This window comes from Nocardia sp. NPDC046763 (genome assembly GCF_040645495.1).
In the GTDB taxonomy this organism is placed as follows: Bacteria; Actinomycetota; Actinomycetes; order Mycobacteriales; family Mycobacteriaceae; genus Nocardia.
The window spans coordinates 53,611-78,272 of record NZ_JBEYYI010000021.1 but is presented as its reverse complement, the minus strand read 5'-3'; the positions used below and the strand labels follow the sequence as shown (position 1 = coordinate 78,272).

General features: G+C 69.4%; 20 protein-coding genes. 14 read left to right on the top strand and 6 right to left on the bottom strand.

Features of this window, described 5'->3' with window-relative positions:
- Window positions 1-11: 11 nt before the first annotated feature.
- A complete protein-coding gene (gene ald / locus ABZ909_RS29395; protein WP_357005761.1) occupies window positions 12-1,118 on the bottom strand; it encodes an alanine dehydrogenase in 1,107 nt (368 codons plus the stop codon).
- Window positions 1,119-1,547: 429 nt separating this feature from the next.
- On the opposite strand from ald, the gene ABZ909_RS29390 reads away from it, so the two are divergent.
- Window positions 1,548-2,669 (top strand): hypothetical protein, encoded by a 1,122-nt coding sequence (locus ABZ909_RS29390; protein WP_357005759.1) that lies wholly within the window; start codon window positions 1,548-1,550, stop codon window positions 2,667-2,669.
- A 115-nt stretch (window positions 2,670-2,784) separates the two neighbouring features.
- Here ABZ909_RS29390 and ABZ909_RS29385 read toward each other — a convergent pair whose 3' ends face one another.
- Complete coding sequence (locus ABZ909_RS29385; protein ID WP_357005756.1) at window positions 2,785-3,915, bottom strand: glycosyltransferase; 1,131 nt, start codon at window positions 3,913-3,915, stop codon at window positions 2,785-2,787.
- Window positions 3,916-4,327: 412 nt separating this feature from the next.
- Between ABZ909_RS29385 and ABZ909_RS29380 the strand changes: the two genes are divergently transcribed.
- The 9 genes from ABZ909_RS29380 to ABZ909_RS29340 all read left to right on the top strand — a co-directional run bounded on the left by ABZ909_RS29380 (window position 4,328) and on the right by ABZ909_RS29340 (window position 14,359).
- A complete protein-coding gene (locus ABZ909_RS29380) occupies window positions 4,328-5,530 on the top strand; it encodes a neprosin family prolyl endopeptidase (protein WP_357005753.1) in 1,203 nt (400 codons plus the stop codon).
- Window positions 5,523-6,296 (top strand): hypothetical protein, encoded by a 774-nt coding sequence (locus tag ABZ909_RS29375; protein WP_357005750.1) that lies wholly within the window; start codon window positions 5,523-5,525, stop codon window positions 6,294-6,296. The genes ABZ909_RS29380 and ABZ909_RS29375 overlap by 8 nt, the downstream gene beginning before the upstream one ends.
- A gap of 37 nt (window positions 6,297-6,333) precedes the next feature.
- The gene (locus tag ABZ909_RS29370) at window positions 6,334-6,819 is read left to right on the top strand and encodes a hypothetical protein (protein WP_357005747.1); all 486 of its coding nucleotides are present in this window, start codon (window positions 6,334-6,336) and stop codon (window positions 6,817-6,819) included.
- A 123-nt stretch (window positions 6,820-6,942) separates the two neighbouring features.
- Window positions 6,943-7,665, top strand: coding sequence for a GntR family transcriptional regulator (locus ABZ909_RS29365; RefSeq protein WP_357005744.1), 723 nt, complete (start codon window positions 6,943-6,945; stop codon window positions 7,663-7,665).
- Between the two features lie 191 nt (window positions 7,666-7,856).
- A complete protein-coding gene (locus ABZ909_RS29360) occupies window positions 7,857-9,380 on the top strand; it encodes an aldehyde dehydrogenase family protein (protein ID WP_357005741.1) in 1,524 nt (507 codons plus the stop codon).
- Window positions 9,381-9,393: 13 nt separating this feature from the next.
- Window positions 9,394-10,422, top strand: a complete 1,029-nt coding sequence (locus ABZ909_RS29355; RefSeq protein WP_357005738.1) for a hypothetical protein — start codon at window positions 9,394-9,396, stop codon at window positions 10,420-10,422.
- A gap of 11 nt (window positions 10,423-10,433) precedes the next feature.
- Window positions 10,434-12,800, top strand: coding sequence for a GMC family oxidoreductase N-terminal domain-containing protein (locus ABZ909_RS29350; protein WP_357005735.1), 2,367 nt, complete (start codon window positions 10,434-10,436; stop codon window positions 12,798-12,800).
- Window positions 12,801-12,908: 108 nt separating this feature from the next.
- Window positions 12,909-13,130: a hypothetical protein gene (locus ABZ909_RS29345; RefSeq protein ID WP_357005732.1), complete on the top strand. Its 222-nt coding sequence runs from the start codon at window positions 12,909-12,911 to the stop codon at window positions 13,128-13,130.
- A 5-nt stretch (window positions 13,131-13,135) separates the two neighbouring features.
- The gene (locus tag ABZ909_RS29340) at window positions 13,136-14,359 is read left to right on the top strand and encodes a hypothetical protein (protein WP_357005730.1); all 1,224 of its coding nucleotides are present in this window, start codon (window positions 13,136-13,138) and stop codon (window positions 14,357-14,359) included.
- Window positions 14,360-14,515: 156 nt separating this feature from the next.
- Here ABZ909_RS29340 and ABZ909_RS29335 read toward each other — a convergent pair whose 3' ends face one another.
- The 3 genes from ABZ909_RS29335 to ABZ909_RS29325 form a co-directional block, all read right to left on the bottom strand.
- Window positions 14,516-15,394, bottom strand: coding sequence for an NAD(P)-binding domain-containing protein (locus ABZ909_RS29335; protein WP_357005727.1), 879 nt, complete (start codon window positions 15,392-15,394; stop codon window positions 14,516-14,518).
- A gap of 217 nt (window positions 15,395-15,611) precedes the next feature.
- Window positions 15,612-17,063: an FAD-dependent oxidoreductase gene (locus ABZ909_RS29330; RefSeq protein WP_357005724.1), complete on the bottom strand. Its 1,452-nt coding sequence runs from the start codon at window positions 17,061-17,063 to the stop codon at window positions 15,612-15,614.
- Between the two features lie 169 nt (window positions 17,064-17,232).
- Window positions 17,233-18,750: an FAD-dependent monooxygenase gene (locus ABZ909_RS29325; RefSeq protein WP_357005721.1), complete on the bottom strand. Its 1,518-nt coding sequence runs from the start codon at window positions 18,748-18,750 to the stop codon at window positions 17,233-17,235.
- A 357-nt stretch (window positions 18,751-19,107) separates the two neighbouring features.
- On the opposite strand from ABZ909_RS29325, the gene ABZ909_RS29320 reads away from it, so the two are divergent.
- The 3 genes from ABZ909_RS29320 (at window position 19,108) to ABZ909_RS29310 (ending at window position 22,404) form a co-directional block, all read left to right on the top strand.
- On the top strand, window positions 19,108-20,325 hold the full coding sequence (locus ABZ909_RS29320) for a hypothetical protein (RefSeq protein ID WP_357005718.1): 1,218 nt from the start codon (window positions 19,108-19,110) through the stop codon (window positions 20,323-20,325).
- A 173-nt stretch (window positions 20,326-20,498) separates the two neighbouring features.
- The gene (locus ABZ909_RS29315) at window positions 20,499-21,848 is read left to right on the top strand and encodes a M20/M25/M40 family metallo-hydrolase (protein ID WP_357005715.1); all 1,350 of its coding nucleotides are present in this window, start codon (window positions 20,499-20,501) and stop codon (window positions 21,846-21,848) included.
- A gap of 19 nt (window positions 21,849-21,867) precedes the next feature.
- Window positions 21,868-22,404: a YbhB/YbcL family Raf kinase inhibitor-like protein gene (locus tag ABZ909_RS29310; protein ID WP_357005712.1), complete on the top strand. Its 537-nt coding sequence runs from the start codon at window positions 21,868-21,870 to the stop codon at window positions 22,402-22,404.
- Between the two features lie 132 nt (window positions 22,405-22,536).
- Here ABZ909_RS29310 and ABZ909_RS29305 read toward each other — a convergent pair whose 3' ends face one another.
- Window positions 22,537-23,088, bottom strand: coding sequence for a TetR/AcrR family transcriptional regulator (locus tag ABZ909_RS29305; protein WP_357005709.1), 552 nt, complete (start codon window positions 23,086-23,088; stop codon window positions 22,537-22,539).
- Window positions 23,089-23,221: 133 nt separating this feature from the next.
- Here ABZ909_RS29305 and ABZ909_RS29300 point away from each other — a divergent pair, with 133 nt between their 5' ends.
- Window positions 23,222-24,529 carry a hypothetical protein gene (locus tag ABZ909_RS29300; RefSeq protein ID WP_357005707.1) on the top strand — a complete coding sequence of 436 codons (1,308 nt, stop codon included), beginning with the start codon at window positions 23,222-23,224 and terminating at the stop codon, window positions 24,527-24,529.
- Window positions 24,530-24,662 lie beyond the last annotated feature (133 nt).

Genomic DNA, 24,662 nt, shown 5'->3' with positions numbered 1-24,662 from the left:
CGGATGACGTCTCAGACGGCCAGGGAGTGCGCGGCGTAACCGTGCGCTGCCGCAACCGATTCCGAGAGTAGTTCGCCCTTGTGGGTGCTCAGGCCCGCGGCCAGGCCCGGGTCGGCGGCGACGGCGGCGCGCCAGCCCTTGTCGGCCAGGGCGACCGCATAGGGGAGGGTGGCGTTGGTGAGGGCCACCGTCGAGGTGTGCGGCACCGCGCCGGGCATATTGGCCACGCAGTAGAAGATCGAGTCGTGCACTCGGTAGGTGGGCTCGGCGTGCGTGGTGGGACGGGAGTCGGCGAAGCAGCCACCCTGGTCGATGGCGATGTCGACCAGCACCGAACCCGGCTTCATCTGGGCGACAAGTTCATTGGAGACCAGGGTGGGGGCCTTCGCGCCGGGCACCAGCACCGCGCCGATGACCAGGTCGGCCTCGCGCACCAGGTTCTCGACCTCGAGCCGGTTGGACATGACGGTGCGCACCTGGCCGTGGTACAGATCGTCGATCTCGCGCAGGCGCTGAATGTTCAAGTCCAGCACCGTGACCTCGGCATGCATGCCGTGCGCGACGGCAATGGCATTGCGCCCGGACACGCCCGCACCGATCACCACCACGCGGGCCGGGCGCACACCCGGCACACCGCCCATGAGCACGCCGCGGCCGCCGCCGCTGCGCATCAGGTGATACGCGCCCGCCTGCGGCGCCAGCCGGCCCGCGACCTCGCTCATCGGGGCCAGCAGCGGCAGGGAACCGTCGGGGGCGGTGACGGTTTCGTAGGCGAGGGAGGTGATGCCCGAGGACAGCAGGGCGTCGGTGCACTCCCGGGAGGCGGCCAGGTGCAGGTAGGTGAACAGCACCTGATCCTGACGCAGGCGCGAATACTCCTCGGCGACGGGTTCTTTCACCTTGAGCACCAGATCGGCGATGCCCCAGACCTCGTCGGCGGTGTCGAGCACCTGCGCACCCGCGAAGCGGTAAGCGTCGTCCTCGAACGTCGAGCCGACGCCCGCACCGGCCTCGACGACCACCTCGTGGCCGCGGGCCACCAGCTCGTGCACGCCGGCGGGCGTGCAGGCCACCCGGTACTCGTGGTTCTTGACCTCGCGGGGAATTCCGATCTTCATCCGCACTCCTGACTCTCTCGACTGGGGTTTCGGCGGGATCGCCGCCAGAGAGTTAGTATGAAGATTATGCGGTATCAGCGCTATAGAGGTGAATAAGATTCTCTGAATACAACCTCTACTATCCGAATACTCGAAATCCATGAGTGCGAGCTGGGTCACACCGAAGCATCTTCGGCGTTTGCGGCGCTATCGCAACAGCTCCGGCCAGCTGTCGTCGATCGGCCAGCCGCCCGCCCGCAGCTGAGCGCGGACGCACATCCAGTTGCACAGCATCTGCAGCAGGCTCATTCGGGATCACCTCCTCTCGCAGGATTCGGAATCGTGCGGGAGCCGGAGGTGGGTGGACTACGCCATCAGTGAAATGAACGCGCGGCGGTGGTGTTTCGCGGTGAGAATGAGGCGGGCCGCTGGGGCCCGAGGTTCTGGAGGGTGGAGATGGACGAGGTGCTGCTCACGCCGCCGGATGCCGCCGAGGTGCGGTTCCTGGCGCGGGGTGTGGTCAGTGCGGCGGCGGGGGAGACGGGGCTGACACCGCTGCAGGAGTTGCTGATTCCGGCGCTGTTCCTGTCGATGACCGGGCATCCGGTGGAACTGGCCGAGGTGCGCCCGATCGGGGCGGCGGAGTTCTCGGACGGCATGGCGCGGCGCAATCGGGTTTTCCGGGAACGCATCGTGCAGACCATGCTGCTCGCGGCGCTGGTGGTGCGGCCGCTGCCGGCGGAAGTGGGAAACCGGCTGCGGGAGTTCGCCGATGCGCTGGGCGTCGACGACGACATGATCGCCGTCGCGCAGCGCTACGCCGAGGGCGCGGTGGATCTGGCCGCGGTCGACTTCACCCGCAACGGCTATCTGGGCAATACGAACACGCTGCGGCTGGACGCGCTGCACACCGAGGGCCTGGACAGCTCGTGGAGCGCGGTCACCGACGATCCGGTGCTGGCCGGGCGCTGGGCCGAACTGTGGGATCTGCCCATCGGCACGCTGGGACGCGGCGTCGCCGACTTCTACCGCGACCGCGGCTTCGTCACCCCCGGCCTGCCCGGTTCCGCCCCGCCGCTGCTGGCCCAGCACGACTGGGTGCACGTGCTCGCCGGGTACGGGACCACCCTCGAGAACGAGATCGAGGTCTTCGCCTTCATGGCCCGCGCCAATGACGATCCGCGCGCGTTCAGCCTGCTGGCCATGGTGATTTCGCTGTTCGAGACCGGGTACCTGCGTGCGGGAGCGGGCCTGTTCGAGGCCGACGAAGGCCACCTCAGCACCCGGGGCATGGCCGAACGGCTCGGCGACGCCATGCGGCGCGGCGCACTCACCCGGGGCAGCCACGACTTCCTCGACCTGGACTGGTTCTCGCTCGCCGACCGCCCGATCACGGTGGTGCGCAATGAGATCGGCCTGGCCCCCAAGGCCGGGTCGGCACTCGCTGCGGGCTCGGCCGGACCGTGGCAGCCCGGCGGGATCACGCCATATCAGCTGAACTCCTCGAAAAATGCTGCGGAGGCGTCGGGACGGCCCTACGTGCCCTGGCAGCCCGACCCGTCGCGCGACTGACCGGCTTCAGCGAAAGTCAGGTCTGCTGTACGAGGGTTGTGCCCGGAGGTCCGGGTGAGCGGCGCGAGCGCCTTGCTCATCCGGCACGTTGACCACCCGACCCCGAGGTGAGCGGTCAGCTCTGCCCGAGCAGGCCGAGCATGCCGGAAACGGCTGCGGGCCAGGTGAATTCCTCGGCGCGGCTGCGGGCGGCCCGGCGGCGTTCGGCGGCCGGGCGGGACAGCACGTCGGTGACGGCCTCGGCGAAAGCCCTCGGATGGTCTGCGGCGACCGCACCCGCTTCGGCGGTGATGATGTCGGCCAGCGCGGAGGAGCGGCTGACCACCACCGGGGTGCCGGCGGCGAGGGCTTCCAGCGCGGCCAGGCCGAAGGTCTCGTGCGGGCCGGGGGCCAGCGAGACGTCGGCGGTGGCCAGCAGGGTGGCCAAAGCGGTTCTATCGTCGATGAATCCGGCGAAGTGGACAGTGGGGCGGCCGTCCGGGAGCGGTGGGATCGTGCGGGCGCGGCGTTCGAGGGCGTCACGGCGGGGGCCGTCACCCGCGACGACCAGACGGGCCTCGAGTCCGCGGCGGCGCAGTGCGCTCACCGCGGCGATGCTGCGGTCGACCCGTTTCTCGACCGAGAGGCGGCCGCAGTGCACCAGCAACGGGTAGTCGTCGGCGCCGAGATCGGTGCGCAGGCGGTGGTCGTGGCGGTCCGGCCGGAACATGTCCAGATCGACTCCGAGCGGGACGAGCTCGACGTTCTCGACGTCGATGCGGTGGAACTCCTCGCGCGCGAACTGGGTGGTGCAGACGACCACGTCGTAGTCCTCGGCGGTGCGGCGGTTGGCGGCGTCGGCGGCGCGGCGGGCGATCGGACCGGGCAGGATCTGGCCCAGCAACCGGTCGAGGCGCTCGTGGGAGATCATCACGCCCGCGATGTCGCGGCGGCGCGCCCAGCGGCCGAAGCCACGCAGTGTCAACCGGTCCGACACCTCCAGCACATCGGGCCGCAGCCCGGCCAGGGTGTCGGCGACCCGGCGCGGGTGCGCTGCCCGGTAGCCCCCGGTCCACGGAATCTGCGGCGCGGGCACCGTGATCCGCAGTACCCCGGTCGGCAGCACCTCCTCGGCCCGCTTCGGCCCCGGCACGACCAGCACCACCTCGTGCCCGGCGGCCGCGTATCCCTCACCCAGGTGATGCAACGCGGTACGCAATCCACCCGACCGCGGACCATAGAAGTTCGCCAGCTGAACGATGCGCACGTGGCCGATCGTGCAGGGCAACGGGTTACCGTCGGCACCCCCGGCGCCAACACCACATGAACACCCGCGAAAGACCCAGCGAACCCGGCGTAGTCGGCACCTCGCACCCGCCCACCCGAACCTCGCATCCCGAATCCCGCCCGACCCGGACCACCAAGATCGGAAGGCCCGCAGCGCGCAATTCCGGGCAAACTCTCCATCACCCGGTCTGTGCTGCGTGGAGTCGGTATCAGGCAGGTGCGGGTGGATGGCCCCAGCCGACGACGTGGCCTGAGGCAGGCATCGTTCCCGGCGGCCGTGCCGTTTTCCGGTGGTGATCGCAATTGGCGAAAACCTTGGCTCGATTTGATCGTTTCCGCAGGTCCGGTATGCGGCTGTAGTGGAGGGCACCCGATTCCCCACTGGAGAAGACATGCACAACGAGACAGGTTCGAACAAGGACGCCGAGGCGATCGCCGCTCGGCATGTGGCACCGCATCCCGCGGCCGTGGCGACAACCACCACCGCAGGCGGGCGGCTCATCGACTGGGTACCGATCGAATCCCAGGTTCCCGGCGGACAGGTCGCGACACCGCCGCCCGCCCCGGAATATTCCGGTTCGCGGCGAACGACCGCCCCGTTTCCCGGCGAACTCGGTGCGGTCGCGTTCGAGTTGCAGGACCCGAACGCCGAACGCGGACCCGAGGGCACCGTGCCGATCCTGCGGGACCTGGCCGTCCACGCTCGTCGCGTCGCCCGGCGCGGCGCTGACAAAAAGGGGATCGACCGTCGCGGCGCAGGGCAGAATGCCGGTGCCGCCGACCCGAATCCGTTCGGTTACTACCACGCCACCAGCGGCCAGTCGGGCACGTTCTACGGTTGCCAGTCCTTCCTCGCGGTATACGACCCATCGGTCGAAAACGGCAGTGATCACTCGATCAATCAATTCGGATTGCAGAATTACGACAATCCGCAGCCGCAGTCGCTCGAGGCGGGCTGGACCGTCGACCAGGGCCTCAACGGCGACGCCAACCCACACATCTTCACCTACTACACCACCAACGGCTACACCAAGGACGGCGACAACCTCGGCGGCTACAACGAGACCGTGCAGGGCTGGATCCAATACGACGCCACCGCCCACCCGGGCGCGGCGATCAACGGCATCAGCATCATCGGCGGCCAGCAGATCGGCGTGAGCATCAAATTCCAGCTGTGGCAGGGCAATTGGTGGTTCCAGGTGCAAGGCGTCTGGCTCGGCTACTATCCGGCTTCGCTGTTCGGGACCGCCGCCCTGGCCGACCACGCCGGTTGGGCCGGGTTCTGGGGTGAGGTGTATTCCGCGTTGGCCGACCCCACCCAGACCACGACGCAGATGGGCAGCGGCGAATTCGCCGAGGCCGGCTGGCCGAATGCCTGCTTCCAGAACGGCATTCAGGTCCAAACCGTCACCGACGGCACCATGTCGGACCTCAATGGCAGTGCCTCCCAAGAGGATTCCACCTACTACGACATCGCCCAGACCATGCAGAGCGGCGCCGGCTGGGGCAGCTACTTCTTCGCAGGCGGCCCGGGCAACGGCGTCGCACCGGCTTTCACGAGACTCGTCACCGAAAAGGCAGAAGCACATGTCTGACCATCGCACCCCCGGCAAACGCGGCCGGCTCCCCGCACTGGCAGCCGCCGACCGGTTCCCGCTGAAATATCTTCACGAATACACCCGGCCGGGCCAACCGTTGCCCACACCCCAATACCCGGTCGATGTCAGTCAAGGCATCACCGACTGGGGCATGCTCGGCAACGGACCCGACCCGGCCTGCAGCAGTCACCCGAACGGGGTCGGCGACTGCACCTTCGCCGGCCGCCAGCACTATCGGATGGCCAAGGCGGCCCGCGGCCAGGAAAGCGAAAGCTGGGAAAGCTCCAACGATCTCGTCGCGGAATATCTGACATACGACCATGGGGTGGACAAGGGGGCCAACATCGCCCATCTGCTGCTCACGTGGTACCGGGCTGGCAAGATCCTCGCTTTCGCCCCCGTCGACCACACCGACCCGGCTGCCGTCGACGCCGCAATGGCCGCCTTCACCGGCACCTACTGCGGCGTCTCCCTCACCGACGATGCCGACCAGCTGTTCAGCCGACAAAGACCGTGGACCGTCGCCAATGGTGAACAGCCCGACCCGAGCGAAGGCCACTGCATCCTCAAGGTGGCCGCCGACGGTAACGGCACCGACACCTGGGTCACCTGGGGCGCGCAGCAGCAGTCCACCACCGCCTGGACGGCGGTCTGCCTGGACGAGGCCTGGGTCGTGATCACCCAGGAGGACACCAACACGCACCTCATCGACATCGCCGCCCTCCGCGCCGACATCAACGCCCTCAACGGAACCGGTGGCTGACAGCGAGCCGGGCGAACCTACCCTCGGGAGAACACCCATGCCCAAGCTTTCCAAACTCAGCGCGACCGCGGTCGGCGCAATGGTTCTCGTGACCTCGGTCATCGTGGTCGCGGCTGCTGCCCCACTATGGGACTACTACTTCAGCACGAAGCATGCCCCGCTCGCGGGCGGCGCCGGCGTGATAGCGGCGGCGACCTTTTTCGGGGTCTGGCTCATCCAACGCAAGCACGCACAGGGGCGGGCGAACCGGAACTCGATGCGTGATGCCATCGCCGCCGGATTCGTCGTGACCTATCTGGTTCTCGTCGCCTGGGCGGCCTTCTTGAATCTGATCGGTGGTCGAGACGGGAATGCCCTGGATCCGTTGACTGCGAACTTCACCGTGCTCACAGGCGTTGTCGTCGGCGGGTACTTCACCGCAGACGCCGCCAAGCAAATCGCCCAGATCAAGGCGGGGGCCGGCAACACACCAGCCGAGGACAAGGACGAAGTCCAGCCCGCCGGACGCATGCGCAGCGCCTGATCCCCGAGGGTTCCCTTGCTGTTCAGGACCTCGGCCGCCGCCGCGGGCGGTTCGGGTGTGGGTAGCGCGCGGCTACTGGTCTGGCCGCTTGACCTGCTGGATGGGCGCATTTAGCGTTCGGGGATGGCGTTCAAGCGGATCGATCGGCGGACGGTACCGGACACCGTGTTCGAGCAGCTCGTGGGTGAGGTACTGGATGGAGAGTTGACGCCGGGGGCGGCGCTGCCGGCGGAGCGGGCCTTGGCGGAGACGCTGGGGGTATCGCGGCCGACGGTGCGGGAGGCGCTGCAAAGGTTGGCGCACACCGGGCTGGTCGAGGTGCGGCAGGGCGGGTCGACGACGGTGCAGGACTTCCGGCGGCACGCGGGGCTGGAGATGTTGCCGCGGTTGCTGATTCGGCAGGGGGAGCTGGACCACGCAGTGGTGCGGTCGATCCTGGAGACACGGCGGGTGCTCGGGCGGGAGGTGGCGGGGCTGGCCGCCGAGCGCACCGGGGCCGGGCTGGCCGAGTCGCTGCACGCGGCGGTGGAAGCGCTTGCGGCGGAACATAATCCGGTGACACAGCAAATGTCCGCGATCACCTTCTGGGATCACCTGGTCGACGGTGCGGATTCCATCGTGTACCGGCTGCTCTACAACGATCTGCGCGCGGTCTACGAACCCGCGGTGGAGGCACTGGCGGGGGTGATGGCCGGCGAGGTGGGCAGTATCGATCGCTATCGCGCGCTGGCCGAGGCGGTCATCGCCGGCAACATCCAGGAGGCGCGGGCAGCGGCGGATGCCCTGCTGGCGATCGCGGCGGAGTCGTTCGACGCATTTCTGGGGCAGGCCCGACCCGGCGCATAGGACGCCCCCGGCCCGCACTGGCCTGGCCGCGGCAGGTAGACCGCCGCGCTCGCCGAGCCTTACCTGGGGGACCGCTGGGCACAGCTGACGGATCCGGACGGCGGTCTTGTGTTTCGACACCGGATCGATATATTGGTCTGACCACTTGGCCATCAGGCCAAGATCGTCTGTCTGGACAAGGCGGTACGTGCATGACGCCCCCTGTGCCATCGCAACGCGAGGCTCGCGCCGAGCGGCCGGACGTGGTTGCCCCGGCCGTGCTGCTCGAGTGGGCGCGGGAGGTGCAGCCGGAGTGGGCTGCGCTGACGGTCGCCGAACGGGTCCAGGCGCTGGGGTCGCTGCCGCAGCTGCTGTTCGACCGGATGGACCGGATGGCGGCGGAGATCGTCACCGAGAACGGCAAGCCGCTCGCTGAAGCGCTGGCCCACGAGGTCGTCCCGGCGATCGCCCTGGCGCGCCATCATCTCGACAGTGCCGTCGCCACCCTGGGCGCGACCCGGATAAGCTCCGCGACCGTGCCGCATCGGACGGCGATTCGCACGCATCGGCCCTACGGGGTCGTGGTCGCCATCGCGCCCTGGAACTTGCCGTTCCTGATTCCTTTCAGTCAGGTGCTGCCCGCGTTGATCGCGGGGAATGCGGTGGTGCTCAAGCCTTCCGAGCTCACGCCGCGGGTGGCCGAAGCGCTCGTCGAGCTGATCTCCGACTGCGGAGTGCCCGCCGGGGTGCTGCAACTGGCGCTCGGGGACGGGGCGGTCGGGGCCGAGTTGATCGCCGGGCGGCCCGACAAGGTGCTGTTCACCGGTTCGGTGGCCACCGGGCGGACGGTGATGGCGGCGGCCGCGCGATTCCCGATTCCGGTCGGGCTGGAACTGGGCGGGATCGACGCCGCGATCGTGCTCGACGATGCCGACCTGGAGTTCACCACCTCGGCGGTGGCCTGGGGCGCGAACTTCAATGGGGGACAGGCCTGTTGCTCGATCGAGCGGGTGCTGGTGCACGAATCGCTGCACGACGCGTTCCTGGTCCGGCTCGAAGACAAGGTGCGGCGCATCGACACCGGGCGGGATCTGGCGCCGGCCGTCGATGACCGCCAGCAGCGGGTGTGGGAGCGCCATCTCGCGGCGGCGCGGCAGAGCGGCGTGCAGGTGCGCGGCGGAGAACCGTTGCGGGACCGCCACCTCTCGCCCGCACTGGTGAGCGGTGTGGGTGTCACCGCGGCCGAGGTGTGGCGGGAGGAGACGTTCGGGCCGGTGGCGGCGATCGCGCGGTTCGGGTCCGATGACGAGGCCGTGGCGCTGCACAATGCGACCGAGTACGGACTCACCGCCAGTGTGTTCTCCGCCGATGTCGGGCGCGCCCGCGCGCTGGCGCAGCGGCTGCGGGCGGGCGCGGTGTCGATCAATGATGTTGCGGCGACGATGTATTCGACGCCGGAGCTGCCGTGGGGTGGGGTCGGCCGGTCGGGCTTCGGTCGCTCGCACGGGGTCGATGCGCTGCTGGATGCGAGCTGGGTGCAGGTCGTGGATCTGCCGCGCGGCCCGGCGTTCGGGCCGAAGCGGCCCTGGTGGTATCCGTACGGGCCCGAACTCGAGGACGCCATGCGGGCGCTGGCCTCCGGCGCGGTCACGCCGCGGGCGGCGGCTCGGCTGCGAGGATACGGGCGGGCCGGTCACGTGCTGCTGGGCATGCTCAGCCGGCAGCCGAAACTCTGAAGGACGGGAATCGGTGAACAACCAGGTCATGACCGCCATCGCCCAGAACGCTCTGCGGCTACGGGCCGGGGCCGATCACGTCGAATCGTGGTTCGTGCGCGCCAATGACCCGCAATCGCCGCGCGCGGTGTGGATCAAGGCGACCGTGCTCACCTCGCGCGGCGGGACCGCGCTGGCGCAGGCGTGGTGCAGCGTCTTCGACGGGCGGCGCACGCACGCGTGGTGTCTCGATATTCCATTGGCGGCGGCACGATTCGAGGCGCACTCGATCGGGCAGGACCTCACCGTCGGTCCGTTGACCCTGTCGTTGACCGGGAGCGGCGGTACGACCGCCGGCACGTTGTCCGATGCCGCGCAGACCGTCGCCTGGGATCTGGGCTTCAGCACGGTGCCGGGCCTGGGTGAGCCGATGTCGCTGCTGCCCAGCAACCGGTTGCTCGATACTCCGGTCCCGAACAACAAACTGGTGACCCCGTTTCCGGTGCTGACCTGCACGGGCCGGCTGGAGTGGCAGGGCGACCGCTGGGACCTGAGCGGCTGGCACGGGATGCAGGGCCACAACTGGGGCCGGGAACACAGCCCCGAATACGCCTGGGGCCAGTGCGTTTTCACCGATGCCCGGGGCGGCGAACCCTTCGCCGTGATGGAAGCGGCCTCGGGCCGCACCCGTATCGCGGGCCGCACCTCGCCGCTGCTGTCCATGCTGGTCATCCGCCGCGGCGACGAGGAATTCCGGTTCGACCGGATCGTCGACCTGTGGCGGCAGCGCCCCCTGCTCGACTTCCCCGCCTGGACCCTGCGCATGCGCGGCCGCCACGGCACCGCGGAACTGCGCATGCACGCCGAGCCCGAGCAGATGGTGTGCCTGGCCTACCGGAACCCCGCGCGGGACACCAGCTACTGCCTCAATTCCAAGACGGCCGACGTCGCCGTGCATGTCGCCCCGATCAATGGCAATGCCTTCGAGCTGCGCAGCCCGCACGGCGGTGCGCTGGAATTCCTTGTCCCGCACCCGGTTGCGTCGGTGTCCCCGACCGTCTGAGAGAGCCCGCTATGCCTTTGACCTTCTTCGAGACCATGCGCGGCGAGCTCTACGACGCCGACGGGCTGGCTCATCACGTGGCCATGGATCTGCGCTGCGAATCCGGACACGCGCGCGGATTCGTCACCAATGGGCGCGCCCGCATCACCGGCACCATCAGGGCCCTGCCGTGGGCCGACGGCGCGGCGGTGCTCGGCACCCTCATCGCGCTACCGGTGACCAAGCGGCTGATGAGCTACGAACTCGAGTTCCGCGACGATGAGGGCCGCGCCTGGCACCTCAGCGGCCGCAAGGATGTGCGCTGGCTGCGCGGCGCGCATGCCGGCCTGACCAACCTCGCCACCACCCTGGCGTGCGAGGGCGAGCAGGTCGCGCAGGGACGAATCCAGTTCTTCGCCAATGACTATCCGAGTTTTCTGCGCTCGTTTCAGCCGTGGGTGTCGCTGCGCGCCGACCTGCCCGAGGGTCGCCGTCCGGAGGGGATACTCGCGCCGGGGCATCGTGAGACCCTCGCGGCGCTGGCCGAGGTGCTGATCGAGCCGGGCGGGTCGGTGCCGGCCGTCGACGCCGCCACCATCGATCGGGTCGACGCCTATATCGGTAATATGACCCCGCTCATGCAATCCGGACTGCGGGCGGCCCTACGCGGGCTCGATGCGGCGGCGCGCGCCAGGCACGGCAAACGTGCTGCGGCGCTGACGGTTCCGCAACGCCGCACCCTGGTGGAGGAGGCCCGGCGCGGCAGCACCCTGCGCCACGCGGTCGATGCCGTCGAGACTCCGTTGCGGATCGCGCATTTCGGTGACCGCCGCTATCTGGATGCGATCGGCGCGCCACGCTATGACGAACCCGTGCTCGAGCAGCGCCCGGGCTGGATGGCCAATGTCACCACCCCGACCGAGCTGTCGCGGCGGGAGACGATCGACTGCGATGTCGTGGTGATCGGCACCGGCGCGGGCGGTGCGGCCGCGGCCGCCCGGCTCACCGAGCACGGCCTCGGCGTGGTGATGGTCGAGGAGGGCGAGTACGCCGGTCGCGCACAGTTCCGCGGGGATCTGGGGGAGCGCACCCAAAAGTATTGGCGCGATGGCGGATACAACCTCGCGCTCGGCAATTCGGTGCTCGGCGTCAGCACGGGACGGCTGGTGGGCGGGACGACCGCCATCAATTCCGGCACCGCCTTCCGCACTCCGGACGCGGTGCTGCGGGAATGGCTGGACCTGGGCTTCCCCGGTGACTTCGCCCCCGAGGCGTTCACACCCTATCTGGACGAGGTCGCCGCCGAACTGGGTATCGGCCCCGCCGATCCCCGCTATCTGGGCCGGGTCGCGGAAATCATCGGCGCGGGCGCGGACGCCCTGGGTGCGGCGCACGGTCCGCTGCCGCGCAGTGCGGTGGGCTGCGACGGGCAGGGCCAGTGCGTGCACGGCTGCCCGACCGAGGCCAAACGCTCGAGCAATGTCAGCTGGGTGCCGCGGGCATTGCGGGGCGGTGCGCAGCTGTTCACGAATCTGACCGTGACCCGAATCCTGCTGTCGGGCAGCCGCGCCACCGGTGTGCTCGCCGAGGGCCAGGACATGCACGGCGCGCCGCGGACGGTGGAGATCCGCGCCCGCGCGGTAGTGGTCGCGGCCGGCGCGCTCATGACGCCGCTGCTGCTGCGCCGCAATGGCCTGACCCTGCCCGCGCTGGGACGCCACCTGTCGGTGCATCCGTCCCTGGGCGCGGTGGCCATGATGCCGACGCCCGGAACACCGTGGTCGGGGATCCCGCAGGGCTATCGGGTGGAAGGACTGGGCGACCCGCTGGTCACCTTCGAAGGCGTCGCCATCCCACCGCAGTTCGCGGCCGGCACGCTGCCGTTCCACGGCGCGCGGCTCACCGACTGGATGAACCATTGGACCCACACCGAGCAGTTCGGCGCGATGGTGCGTGACACCGGCACCGGCAGCGTGCATCACGGTCCGGGCGGGCGGACCCTGATCCGCTATCACCTGACCCCGCGCGTCCAGGCCGCGTTGCAGCACGCCTGCGCGAGCCTGGCCGAGCTGTTCCTGCGCGGCGGAGCGGAGGCGGTGGCGTTGCCGATCGCGGGGACCCCGCCGATCCGCACCCTCGATCAGGCTCGCACCGTCGCGGCGATCCGGTTGAGTCCGCGGCAATTCCGCATGATGGGCCCGCATCCGCTGGGCACCGCCCGGATGGGCCCCGATGCCCGGACGGCGGTGGTGGATTTCGGCCATCGGGTATTCGGCACGACCGGTCTGTATGTCGCCGACGGTTCGGTCGTCCCGACGTCGCTGGGGGTCAATCCGCAGGTCACCATCATGGCCTTCGCCCTGCGCGCCGCCGATCTGATTGCAGCCGACCTCAATTGACCGGATTCGCCCCGTCACCCCTCTGGCGCACCACCTGTGATCTTGGTAGAGATTGATATAAGTACAAAAGGGGTGATCCGGATCATTCCGGAGGATGGGGACGAATCAATGGGTGCCAGAGCCGAACTGGAACGGGAACTGGGTGGGTCGCTGGCCGCGCTCGATCTGCTGACCGAGGCCGAGACCGCCGATCTGCTGGCGATCTTCCAGCAGGCGCAGCGCACCGAGAACATCGCCATGGTCGAGGCCGTCGACAAGACCGTCGGCGCGCTGCCGTGGCCGTTGCGCACGGCCGCCAAGAAGATCATGTTCGGCAACAAGCTCGGGTAGGGCCGATGAGCGACCTGGTCACCCGCGCGCAGATCACCCTGCTGTCGCGGACGCTGCACGTCTCCGAGGACAAGCTCGCCCATCTCGAGAAGCTCGGCGCCGCCAACCTGCACGAACTGCAGGAGCGCATGGCGCAGGTCATGTTCGCCGAGCACAATGCGATCTTCTCGCGGCTGTCGCTGCTGGTGCCGATCATCCCGCTGAGCATCTCGCTGCCGCTGGTGCAGAAGCTGGTGCCGCCGGTGATGGCCGGTCGCGCCGCGGGTGCTATCGGGGTGGATCACCCCAGGAAGGCAGCCGAGGCGGTGGGCATGCTCGATCCGGGCTACGCGGCCGAGGCCGCGCCCTACATGGATCCGCACAGCGTCGGGCAGCTGGCCGATATCGCGCCGGCCGGGCCGGTCATGCGGATCATCAACGAGCTGCTGCGGCGCGGGGACTACATCACGGCGGGACCGTTCCTGGCCTATGCGACACCGGATCTGGTGCAAGCGGTCGAGCGGGACGTCCACGACGACGAGGGCCTGATCCGGTCGGCGTCGTACTCGTTCTCCGGCGAGAACATCAGCGTGATCATCCGGCACCTGCTGATCGGCGAGGGGCGGCGGATTCCGAAGCTGGCCCGCACCATCCTGCAGGGCTCCAAGGAGTTGCGGCTGGCGGCGCTGTCGGTGTTCGCGCGCTGCGACACCGATGTGATCGTGGCGGTCGGCGACATCCTCTTCGATGTGGGGTCGGCCGACGAGATCGCCGACCTCGTCGAGACCTTCATTTCCGCCGGGGCGATCCCGGAGACGCTGCGATTCGCCGGGCAGCTCAGCCCCGCGGCGCTGGACCTGCTCGCGGCCAATCCGATTCTCGCCGAATCGGAGTCCATCGACGCCGTCGCGGGCGCGGCCGACGGCAGCAGCGAGGCCTCGCTCTGGCGGGGTCTGCTGGAGCTGGCCGAGCGCACCGAGCCGGGAATCTCACGCCGGATCGGCGCGGCCATCTCGCATTTCGACACCGCGACGCTGACCGGGCTCCCGGGGCTGGCGTCGACCACGCACCTGTGGCCGCCGCTGCTGAAGGTCCTCGCCACCGCCGAGCCGGACGCGCAGTCGCGGATCGGGGAGCTGTGGTCGCCGCTGCCGGCCTTGGAGCGCAACGAGATCGAGCAGCGCATCGCCGATCTCGGTCTGGGCGAGCAGTTGACGGCATTGATCGCAACCTTGCAGCTCACGCAGTAATGTCACCGACCCTGCGGCCCTCGGCGATAGTCGAGTCACGAGGGCCGCAGCGGGTTTCGGCGCGCACAGTGCCGAGCGCCCACCGCACCTGCCCGTTCCCGCAGGCGGGCCTCGATACTCGGTGATGGCGCGGTCACCGCCCGGGCGCACGGTCCATCATTGCCCGCGCAGGGCCTCGATGCTGCGTTCGAAAGCGGCCGCGCCATGTCCGTCGGCGACCTGACGGTCCACCAGGGCGGCGATCCCGTCGAGCGGTTCGGCGGTGATTCCGGCATCGAATGCAGCTCGACGCAACGTGTCCAGTGCGGTTTTGGTGAAGACCAGGTCCTGGAAGACATGGCTGGTGTAGTCGCCGGTGTCGATGACGCGGCCGTAGGCGGGCAGCGTCTGGGACATGACGGCCACCCACCCCGCCGCGCGAATCGCGAACTCCGAGGCCGGAATTCCGGCCGAACCGACCAGGGCCGCGCCCTGGAAGAAACCGCCGAACATGGCGTACATGGTCGACAGCAGCGCGAAATCCCACAGTGCGGCCAGACCCGCGTCGGTGCCGAAATACTCGGCCGAGCCCAGTAATTCGAGGGTGGGGCGCTGGGCGTCGAAGATCGTCTTCGACCCGCTGTAGAGAATGCTCGAGCCTGCCGCGCCGATCATGTCCGGGACCGCCATGATCCCGCCGTCGAGGAAATCGATGTCGTGCCCGGCCGCCCAGGCCGCCAGTTCCCGCGACTGCTCCGGCGAGGTGCTGGTCAGATTGAGCCACTGTCTACCGCGGAGCTCGGCCGCGATCGGATCGAGGGTCTCGTGTACGGACGCGTGATCGAGCAGCACGGTGACGACCAGCTCACCGCCGCCTACCGCCCGCCGGACCGTCTCCGCTGAAACCGCGCCCGCGGCAACCAGTTCGACGTCCTTGCCGGGTGTGCGATTCCACACCGTGGTCGCCACCCCGGCCTTCAGGAACGCTGCCGCCAGCGCCCGCCCCATCGCACCGAGACCGAGTACGGTCACCGGGCTGTGCTGGATGTTCGTCATTGCAGGACAACTCCTTGTCGCTCGTTGGCGAGTGTTTCCGGCGCGCGCTGAATTCGAGGCTGCCGGTTACGGAGGCGTCCCACAAGTACGCACAAATTGCTCAGCTACTAACCCGAACGTGAGTGTTCAGGTCAGCCGGACGGCGTGCCGGATTTGGACGAGTTCCCCGCGCGGGGCGAAACGGCTGCAACGGACCGCACTCCTCGCTGGATCCGAGCTACGCGAGCCCGCCGCGGTGGGCTGCGTGCCGGCCGGCGATGCGGCCGAAGGCGAGGGCGTCGGCGATGTGGAAACCGCCGTCCTTGCACCAGGAATAGGTAGAGCTGACATTGCCTGCGGCGTAGAGGCCGGGGATGACCACGCCGAAAGGATCGAGCACTTCGGCGTTTTCGTTGCGACGGGGGCCGCCATTGCTCCAGGCCAGGATGGGGGCGGCGGTGAAAGCGTAGTAGGGCGGCTCGGACAGCGGTGCGAGAGTCTTTGCGGGGCGGCCGAACTGGTCGTCGTGGCCGGCGGCGCAGGCGGCGTTGTAGCGGTCGACGGTCTGCTGCAGGACGTCCACGTCCACGTGCAGGATGCCGGCGAGTTCGGTGAGGGCGTCGGCGCGGTGGATCCAGCCCTTGCCGATCTCGGCGCTGTTGTCGGCGCTCCACTCGTAGCCTTCGATCAGGCTGGCCCAGCCGACGGCGAGGCGCTCACGTCCGGGCACGATCGGGCCTGCGCGGCGGGCGGATTCGTCGAAGACGATGTGCATCGGGGCGGTGGGGAACAGCTGGTAGCTGCCGTTGATGCGGGCATGGCCGTGGCTCAGGGCGACCCGTTCGTTGCAGTAGCGGCGACCGTCGAGGCCGAGGTAGACGAAGCTGTTGGTGTTGGGGAACGCGGTGTAGAAACCGGCTTCGTAACCGGGAGCACGCAATCCGGGCAGGGTCATCATGTTGGACATGTGCCACAGGTCGGCTCCGGCCTTGACGGCCATGCGCAGACCGTCGCCGGTGGCGGCGGGCGTGCCCCAGACCACCGGGTCGGTCAGGCGCAGGTGATCGCGCACCATCTCCGGGTTCGCCTCGAATCCGCCGGTGGCCAGCACGACTCCGCGGTGGGCGCGGATCCGCAGGGCGGTCCCGTCCGGCGCGGCGGCCAGGACGCCGAGCACCGTGCCGTCGCCGGTGATCAATTCGTGTGCGGGCGTCTGCAACCGGACCTCGATGCCGCGAGCGCGGACCGCGTCCGACAGGGCCGCCCACAGCAGTCCGTCACCCATGCGGCCCTCGACGCCGATCCACCCGCGCATGACATCGCTGCCGTCGAGGTCGGGGAATTCCGGTGGCGCGGGCACCGCCAAACCGACCGGGATGCCGAGGCTTTCCATCCACGCGCTGTTGCGGGCGGTCTCCTGCGCCCACACCCCCACCACGGGTTCCGGGATCGGCCGTCCGGCGCTGAGGTTGCGCAGGTAGACCGCGGCCCGCTCGGGATCCCGGTTGTCGAACCACACCGCGCCCGACACCCGTGTGCTGCCACCGGCCCGGCCACCGGATTCCTTGTCCAGCACCAGTACTCGCGCCCCGGCATCGTGGGCCGCGACGGCGGCCGCGCAGCCCGCCCCGCCGAATCCCACGACGACCACATCGGCCTCGACATCCCACGCCACACCCGAGTTGCCCACGACCGCACCGTCCTTCCATCTCGTTCACCGCGAACGGTCCCAGTCCGTCGCGCCGACCGAAAACGCCTGTCTCACTCACCGGATACCACCGGCGCGGCCATGGGAGCTGCCGGCATCGGCTCCGGTGGTGCGGCGGGCTGCCCACTGCGGGCCGGTGCCGGGGGAGCGGTCACGCAGGGCTGCCGAACCAGGTGGCCAGGGCCTCTTCGAGTGCATGCGGCTCGGCGGAGGTCCAGGCGACGATGCCGTCGGGGCGGATCAGCAGCGACAGCGGCTCGTGCGGCCGGGTGGACTTGGCGGTGACGATCCGGATGCGATCCGCCCACGGCTCGACCTGGGCGCGCAGGGCGGGGGAGTCGAACGGATCCAGCAGCAGGCCACGGCCGTCGGCGAAGTGGCAGGACACGCTCGTGCCGTCGGACAGTTCGAAATCGGGTGTGGCCGCACCGACCAGCGGGTCACCGCTGCCCAGGTCGTAACGGTGCAGCACGCCCGAGAGCTGCTTCACGACCCGGGTGGTGGCCGCCGGGGTGTCGAGCAGATCGGTGGTGACCGCCCGCAGCGCGCGGCTGCGCGGATCGGTGCGCATGAGTGCGATCTGCGCGCGCGTCCAGTCCAGCACCCAGGCTCCGATCGGGTGGCGTTCGCGAGTGTAGGTGTCCAGCAACGCCTCCGGGGACCGGCCGCGGATCACGGCGGCCAGCTTCCAGCCCAGGTTGACCGCATCGCCGACTCCCAGGTTCAGGCCCTGGCCACCGAACGGGGAGTGCACGTGGGCGGCGTCACCGGCCAGCAGGACCCGGCCCCTGCGGTAGTCGGGAACCTGGCGGGTGTTGTCGGTGAAGCGGGTGGCCGAAACCACCGTGGAGATCTGCACTCTCACGCCGGTGACGCGTTCGAAGCTGTCCTCGAGTTCCTGGGCGGTGACCGGGTTGGCGCGGTCGGCGGGTGGGCCGTCGAGTTCCACGGTCAGGATGCGGCCGGGTTGGGGGCCGTGGACGAAGATGCCGGTGGGGGTGGTGTGCCAGCCCAGGGGTACGGCCTCCGCGCCGGTCATCTCGACCAGCGCCTGGCGGCCGGTGATTTCGGGGTCCAGGCCGGGGAAGTCGAATCCGGCCAGCTTGCGCACGGTGCTGCGGCCGCCGTCGCAGCCGACGAGCCAGCCCGTGCGCACGGTCCGCCCGCCGCAGTCGACGGTGACACCGACTCCGTCGTCGTCGAATCCGGTCACCTCGACCCCGCGGCGCACCGGTACTCCGAGGTCCGCGGCGCGGCGGGCAAGGACGGCCTCGATGGTCTGCTGATCGAGAAAGCGGTATTCGGCCGCCGGGCCCAGATCGGCGAAGGCCGGATCCTCGCCGTCGATATTGTCGGCCCACAGCATGATCCCGGCGAAGTGCGCACCGGCCGGTTTACGCCGCGGCGCGGTGGGAACCGCTGCGCCCGCGAACATCTGGCCCATGCGGGCCAGCGCCGCCTCGTGGGCCGCCCGCAGCTCCGGCACCAGGCCGCGCCGGCCCAGCGCCTGGGCGGTGGGCACATTGATCGCGCCCGCCTTGATCGTCATATCCGGTTCGGCGAGACGCTCGACCACCAGCACGTCCACCCCCGCCAGCCGCAGCTCGCAGGCCAGCATCAGCCCGACCGGTCCGGCCCCGGCCACCACCACATCTCGTGTCTCGTTCATGAGAATCACTGTGGTGGTGGCCGATTACCGGGCGCTTGCGTCGGCTTGCGCACCGCTTGCGCGGTCAGTTCCAGCCGCGCGAATCCTGTTTCAGGGCGCTGTCGATGGCCAGGCCGGAGGCTGCCATCTCACCAGCGGATCACCGGGGATCCGGGGCGCTCGGGGTACCACCCTCATGGCCGCATCCCAATGGTGTACAGGGACTCTGCACTTTTTGCACTTTTCGCCCGCTCGTCACCTCTATGATGGGCGGTCGACATCCGGAGGACCAGCTCGGGTCACCCGGGGAAACGGGGAAAGTATGTCCGCCACAGTCGAATTCGCGGGTTGCCACGCGTACACGGTGCGGCCGGGCTTATGACCGAACTGGTGACGCGAGCCCAGCTCGTCCTGCTGGCCCGGACCCTGCACGTGCCGGTGGAACGGCTCGCCCACCTCGAACGGCTCGGCCCGCATCGGCTGCACGAGCTGCAACAACGCATGGCGGGCAACCTCTTCGACCAGCATGCACCGGTGTTCGAGCGCATCGCCAAGCTGGTCCCCGTCATCCCCCTGAGCATCTCGCTGCCGATCGTACAGCGGCTGGTGCCGCCCACCATGACCGGGCGCGCGGCCGGCGCGATCGGGGTGAAGTATCCCGCCAAGGCGATCGAGGCGCTGCTGCGGCTCGATGTCGGGTATGCCGCGGACTGTGCGCCGTATCTGGATCCGCGCACGGTCGGCCAGCTCGCCGACGACGCGCCGCCCGCGCCGGTGGTGGCGATCCTGAACGAGCTGCTCGTCCGGCGCGACTACATCACCGCGGGGCCGTTCCTGGCCTATGCGACACCGGAATTGATCCAGGCGGTCGAGGAGGGGGTCTCCGATGACGAGGGCCTCATCCGCTCGGCCGCCTACGCGTATTCGGGCGAGTCCCTCAGTGCGGTGATGCGGCAGCTGCTCGCGGGCAGCAGTCAGCGGCTGCCGCGGCTGCTGGGCACGGTCATCAATGGTTCCAAGGAATTACGGCTCGCGGCGCTGTCGGTGTTCGCACGCTGCGCCCCCGATGTGATCGCCGCGGTGGGCGACATCCTCTTCGACGTGGCCCCGCCCTCGGCGGTCGCGGACCTGATCGCCACCTATTTCGCCGCCGACGCCACCGACGACATGCTGCGCTTCTTCGGGCGACTGAGCCCGACCGCCCTGACCCGGCTGGCCCTCAACCCGGTGCTGACGGAGATCGCCGAGACCCTCGTCGACGCCGTCGACGGCAACAGCGACCTGGCCGTGTGGCGCGGGGTCCTCGAACCCCTCGCGCGCACTCCCACCGAGGTGCGCCGCCGTGCGGGCCTGCGCCTGGCCACCCTCGACGCCCCGACCCTGCTCATGCTGCCCGCGCTGGCCCAGGCCGCCCGATTGTGGCCGCCGCTGCTGTGGGTGCTGGCCGCGACCGATGTCGATGTCCAGGCCCACGTGGGCGAGCTGTGGGCCACCGCCACCCGCCTCGACCTCCAGGTCCTCGAACGCCGCATCGCCGACCAGCACCTGGATTCGCTGCTGGCCACGCTGACCAACACGATCCGTTTCCTGCGCTGAGCGCGTCGCCATCGTCGATCGAATTCGCACGGGGCGCTGACATTCCCGCGGGGTACGGGAACCCTTGTGCCACGGATGATTCCAACTCGTCGTCGGCTGCCGACCTGCGGCGAGCCGGATCGCGCGGGCGGCGGTGGGCGACGGTGTGCCGGGGAGGTGGTAGGAAAGGTGGCGTGTCCGAAACCGCCGAAACCCGCACCCCTCGCGCCGTGTCGGAAGTGGTGGACCTGGTCAGCACGCTGATCCGGTTCGACACCTCCAATACCGGCGAACTGGAAACCACCAAGGGCGAGCGCGAGTGCGCGCAGTGGGTGGCCGCACAGCTCGAGGAGGCCGGGTACACCACCGAATACGTCGAATCGGGTGCGCCGGGGCGCGGCAATGTGTTCGCGCGGCTGCAGGGCGCGGACTCCTCGCGTGGGGCGCTGATGATCCACGGGCATCTGGACGTGGTACCCGCCGAGGCCGCCGACTGGAGCGTGCACCCGTTCTCGGGTGCGGTGCGTGACGGCTACGTGTGGGGACGCGGGGCCATCGACATGAAGGACATGGTCGGCATGATGCTGGCGGTGGCCCGCCAGTTCAAGATCGAGGGCACGGTGCCGCCGCGCGACATCGTGTGGGCGTTCGTGGCCGACGAGGAGAACGGCGGGCGCTGGGGCTGCCAGTGGCTGGTCGAGCACCGGCCCGACCTGTTCGAGGGCGTCACCGAGGCGGTCGGCGAGGTCGGCGGATTCTCGCTGACCGTGCCGCGGCCCGACGGCAGCGAGCGGCGGCTGTATCTGGTCGAGACCGCGGAGAAGGGCCTGGGCTGGATGCGGTTGCGCGCCAAGGCCCGTGCCGGGCACGGCTCGTTCCTGCACGAGGACAACGCCGTGACGATCCTGTCGCAGGCGGTGGCGCGGCTGGGCACCCACACCTTCCCGTTGGTGGTCTCCGATTCGGTCGCGGAGTTCCTGGCCGCCGTCGCCGAGGAGTCCGGGCTCGAATTCGATCCCGGCTCACCGGATATCGAGGGTCAGCTGGCCAAACTGGGCACCATCTCCCGCATCATCGGTGCGACCCTGCGCGATACCGCCAACCCGACCATGCTGCGGGCAGGCTACAAGGCCAATGTGATTCCGCAGACCGCCGAGGCCGTCGTCGACTGCCGGGTGGTGCCGGGACGGCAGGCCGAATTCGAGCGGGAGGTGGACGCGCTCATCGGCCCGGATGTGGAGCGAGAGTGGATCACCAAGCTCGACTCCTACGAGACCACCTTCGACGGGCACCTCGTCGACGCCATGAACGACGCCATCCTGGCCCACGATCCGAACGGGCGCACCGTGCCCTACATGCTCTCCGGCGGCACCGACGCGAAAGCCTTCGCCAAGTTGGGGATTCGCTGCTTCGGTTTCGCGCCGCTGCGACTGCCGCCCGAACTGGACTTCTCCGCCCTGTTCCACGGGGTCGACGAGAGGGTTCCGGTGGAATCGCTCGAATTCGGCACCCGCGTGCTGGAACACTTCCTGTTGCACAGCTGACGATTCGAAAGGACTACCCGTGCCCGACTACTCCTACAACCCCTACGCGCCGCTGCCGCAGCTGCCCGAGTTCACCCTGACCTCCACCGATATCAGCGACGGCAAGCCCCTGCACCTGGATCAGGTCAGCGCGCTGGGCGGCGCGGGCGGACGGGACATCTCCCCGCAGCTGAGCTGGTCGGGTTTCCCGGCCGAGACCAAGAGTTTCGCCATCACCATGTACGACCCGGACGCGCCGACCGCCTCGGGCTTCTGGCACTGGGTCCTCGCCAATGTCCCCGTGACCACCACCAGCCTCGCCGGCGGGCAGGCCAGCAAGGGCGGCGCCCTGCCCGCCGGCGCCATCCACCTGCGCAATGACGCGGGCCTGCACGAGTACACCGGTGCGTTCCCACCCGCCGGGCACGGCGCGCACCGCTACTTCGTGGTCGTGCACGCCGTCGGCGTCGAGCGGCTCGAGGTCGACGAGAACGCCTCGCCCGCCTACCTGGGCTTCAACCTGTTCATGAACGCCATCGGGCGCGCCACCATCATCGGCACGCACGAGCAGAAGTAGGCGTCCACGCCGAAAATCACTGTGGCCCCGAGCAACTCGCTCGGGGCCACAGTCGTTCCTGTAGGCACGCGATCGCCGCCCACGACTGCGGCCGCGATCGCCGGCGCTGGATGCACCGGCGGCATCCCAGCGTCAGTCGGGAAACGAGAGGGTGGCCAGGCCGCGCAAACCGGCGGCGAGGTCTTCGGCGGAGGGGGCGTGGTCGGGGTCGATCAGGTATTGGACCAGCAGGCCGCCGATGAGGGTTTGCAGGACCGCGCCGACGGTGGGGTCACCCTCGCCGAGGTCGTGGGAGAGGCCGGCGCGGGCTTGTTCCTGGGCGGCACCGGTTTCGGCGCGCAGGTCGGGGGAGTGCAGCGCCTGGGCCATGGATTCGACATTCGCCACCCACAGGGCTCGGTCGCTGGTGAACGAGTCGATCAGCTTGTGCCAGAAGGTGTTCAGGCGTGCGGCAGGGTCGACGGAGTCGTCGCCGGACAGGGAGTCGAGTATGCGGGTGACCGCGGCGGCGGTCGACTCCAGCATGGCCTGATTCATGAGTTTGTCGCGGGTGCCGAAGTGGTAGTTGATGGCGGCCAGGTTCGCGCCGGAGGCGGCCACGATGTCACGCACGGTGGTGCGGGCATAGCCGCGTTCGGCCAGGCACTGCTTGGCGGCGGCGAGCAGGTCTTCTCGAGTTCCCACGACCGTAGAGCCTAGCACCGGGTGAAACAGCCGTTTGTAACAGTTGTTTCAAACGTCTGTTTTGTACACTCGTGTGAAACGTGTGTATGGTCGAGTTCGGCACGATCCATCACACGGAAGTACGAGCCCGGACATGACTCAGCAGCGACTGTTGTCCCCCTTCGAAACCAACTATTTCGCCACTGACACCCTGCTCGGCAGCGTGCCGATCGGCGGAATGCCACTGTTCATCGGCACCACCGTGCACGGGGCGGTCGACGCCGCCGTGCTGCGGCGGGTGTTGCGCGAGCTCGCGGCCGGCCATGTGCTGCTGCGCAGCCGGGTCGCGGCCACAGACGGAGTACCGCGATTCCAGGCGGACGAGGGATATGCGCCGCCGTTGGAGGTGCGCGACGGCCAGATCGACGATTACTGGGAGCTGGTCAACACCCGGCCGGACTGGAGTGCGGGGTTGTTCCGGGCGGTGCTGCTGCGCGGGACCGTCGAGAGCCGCATCGTGCTGGTCATCCATCACGGGATCAGCGATGGGCGTTCGGCTTTCGCGCTACTGGACGAGATGTGGCGGCGCTACCGCGCGCAGGTCGCGGGAACGGCGCTGCCGCTGGAGGATTCGGATCGGGAGCTGCTCGCCGGGGTCGACGAGCTGCTGGCACAGGTGACGACCGACGCCGAGGTGGACGGGTTCCTGGCGCAGGTCCTGGACATGGCGGCGAGCTTCGGGCCCGAGGCCGCGCCGCGGACCCTCCCGCACGACGGTGACGGGACCGGCGATCCCGGTGGGCGTCTGGCGTTGCGGCGTATCGAGTTGCCGTCCCGGCAGACCGCCGAGCTGGTGGCGGTGGCGCGCGGGCAGGGGATCTCGGTCAACAGTCTGCTGGCGGGCGCGGCGCTGGTGGCGGTGCGCGCGGAGATCGGCGGCGACGGGCCATTGCCATTGATGTGTGGGCATGCCGCGGATCTGCGGCCGGAACTGTCACCGCGACTCCCGGTCTCGACGATGCTCAATTGCGCGTCCGGGGCGGGAACCCCGGCGCTGGTGGATCGGGAATCCGATCCGCGGGCGCTGGGCGCGGTGGTCGACGCGACCATGCGGCAGATGCTGGACACGCGGTTCCCGGCTCTGTTCATGCGGGCCTCGCAGCGGACGCTGACGCCGGAGGTGGCGGCGATACTGTCGGGTGCGCCGGCGATCGCACTGTCGAATATGGGCCGGCTGCCCGCACATCCGGTACCGGAGAGTCTGGCGTTCGTGCGGGACGAGGTGTTCGCGATGGCGGCGGGCATGCCGCCGAAGATGACCGTCTTCACCGTCGGGGATCGGCTGACGATCCAGGTCGAATACGACACCGCCGAGCACAGCCACACCCAGATGGGGCGGGTCGCCGAGGCGATGAGCGATCAGCTCGCGTGGGTGACGCGGGCGGCGGCGCTGCGCGGCTGAGCGTCCAGCCGCACAGCCGTGGTCGTCGAGACCCTGGTTGCCGGGATCCGTTCCGGCTCAGTGGATTCCGGCCGGCAAGCATGCCCGGGGTGATCTCCCCGCAGAGCGCGAGCCGACTGTGGGCCCGGATGTC

Coding starts and splice junctions, on each gene's coding strand:
- ald (WP_357005761.1), bottom strand. CDS start 1,118: ATGAAGATCGGAATTCCCCGCGAGGTCAAGAACCACGAGTACCGGGTG.
- ABZ909_RS29380 (WP_357005753.1), top strand. CDS start 4,328: ATGCACAACGAGACAGGTTCGAACAAGGACGCCGAGGCGATCGCCGCT.
- ABZ909_RS29375 (WP_357005750.1), top strand. CDS start 5,523: ATGTCTGACCATCGCACCCCCGGCAAACGCGGCCGGCTCCCCGCACTG.
- ABZ909_RS29370 (WP_357005747.1), top strand. CDS start 6,334: ATGCCCAAGCTTTCCAAACTCAGCGCGACCGCGGTCGGCGCAATGGTT.
- ABZ909_RS29365 (WP_357005744.1), top strand. CDS start 6,943: ATGGCGTTCAAGCGGATCGATCGGCGGACGGTACCGGACACCGTGTTC.
- ABZ909_RS29360 (WP_357005741.1), top strand. CDS start 7,857: ATGACGCCCCCTGTGCCATCGCAACGCGAGGCTCGCGCCGAGCGGCCG.
- ABZ909_RS29350 (WP_357005735.1), top strand. CDS start 10,434: ATGCCTTTGACCTTCTTCGAGACCATGCGCGGCGAGCTCTACGACGCC.
- ABZ909_RS29345 (WP_357005732.1), top strand. CDS start 12,909: ATGGGTGCCAGAGCCGAACTGGAACGGGAACTGGGTGGGTCGCTGGCC.
- ABZ909_RS29340 (WP_357005730.1), top strand. CDS start 13,136: ATGAGCGACCTGGTCACCCGCGCGCAGATCACCCTGCTGTCGCGGACG.
- ABZ909_RS29335 (WP_357005727.1), bottom strand. CDS start 15,394: ATGACGAACATCCAGCACAGCCCGGTGACCGTACTCGGTCTCGGTGCG.
- ABZ909_RS29325 (WP_357005721.1), bottom strand. CDS start 18,750: ATGAACGAGACACGAGATGTGGTGGTGGCCGGGGCCGGACCGGTCGGG.
- ABZ909_RS29320 (WP_357005718.1), top strand. CDS start 19,108: ATGACCGAACTGGTGACGCGAGCCCAGCTCGTCCTGCTGGCCCGGACC.
- ABZ909_RS29300 (WP_357005707.1), top strand. CDS start 23,222: ATGACTCAGCAGCGACTGTTGTCCCCCTTCGAAACCAACTATTTCGCC.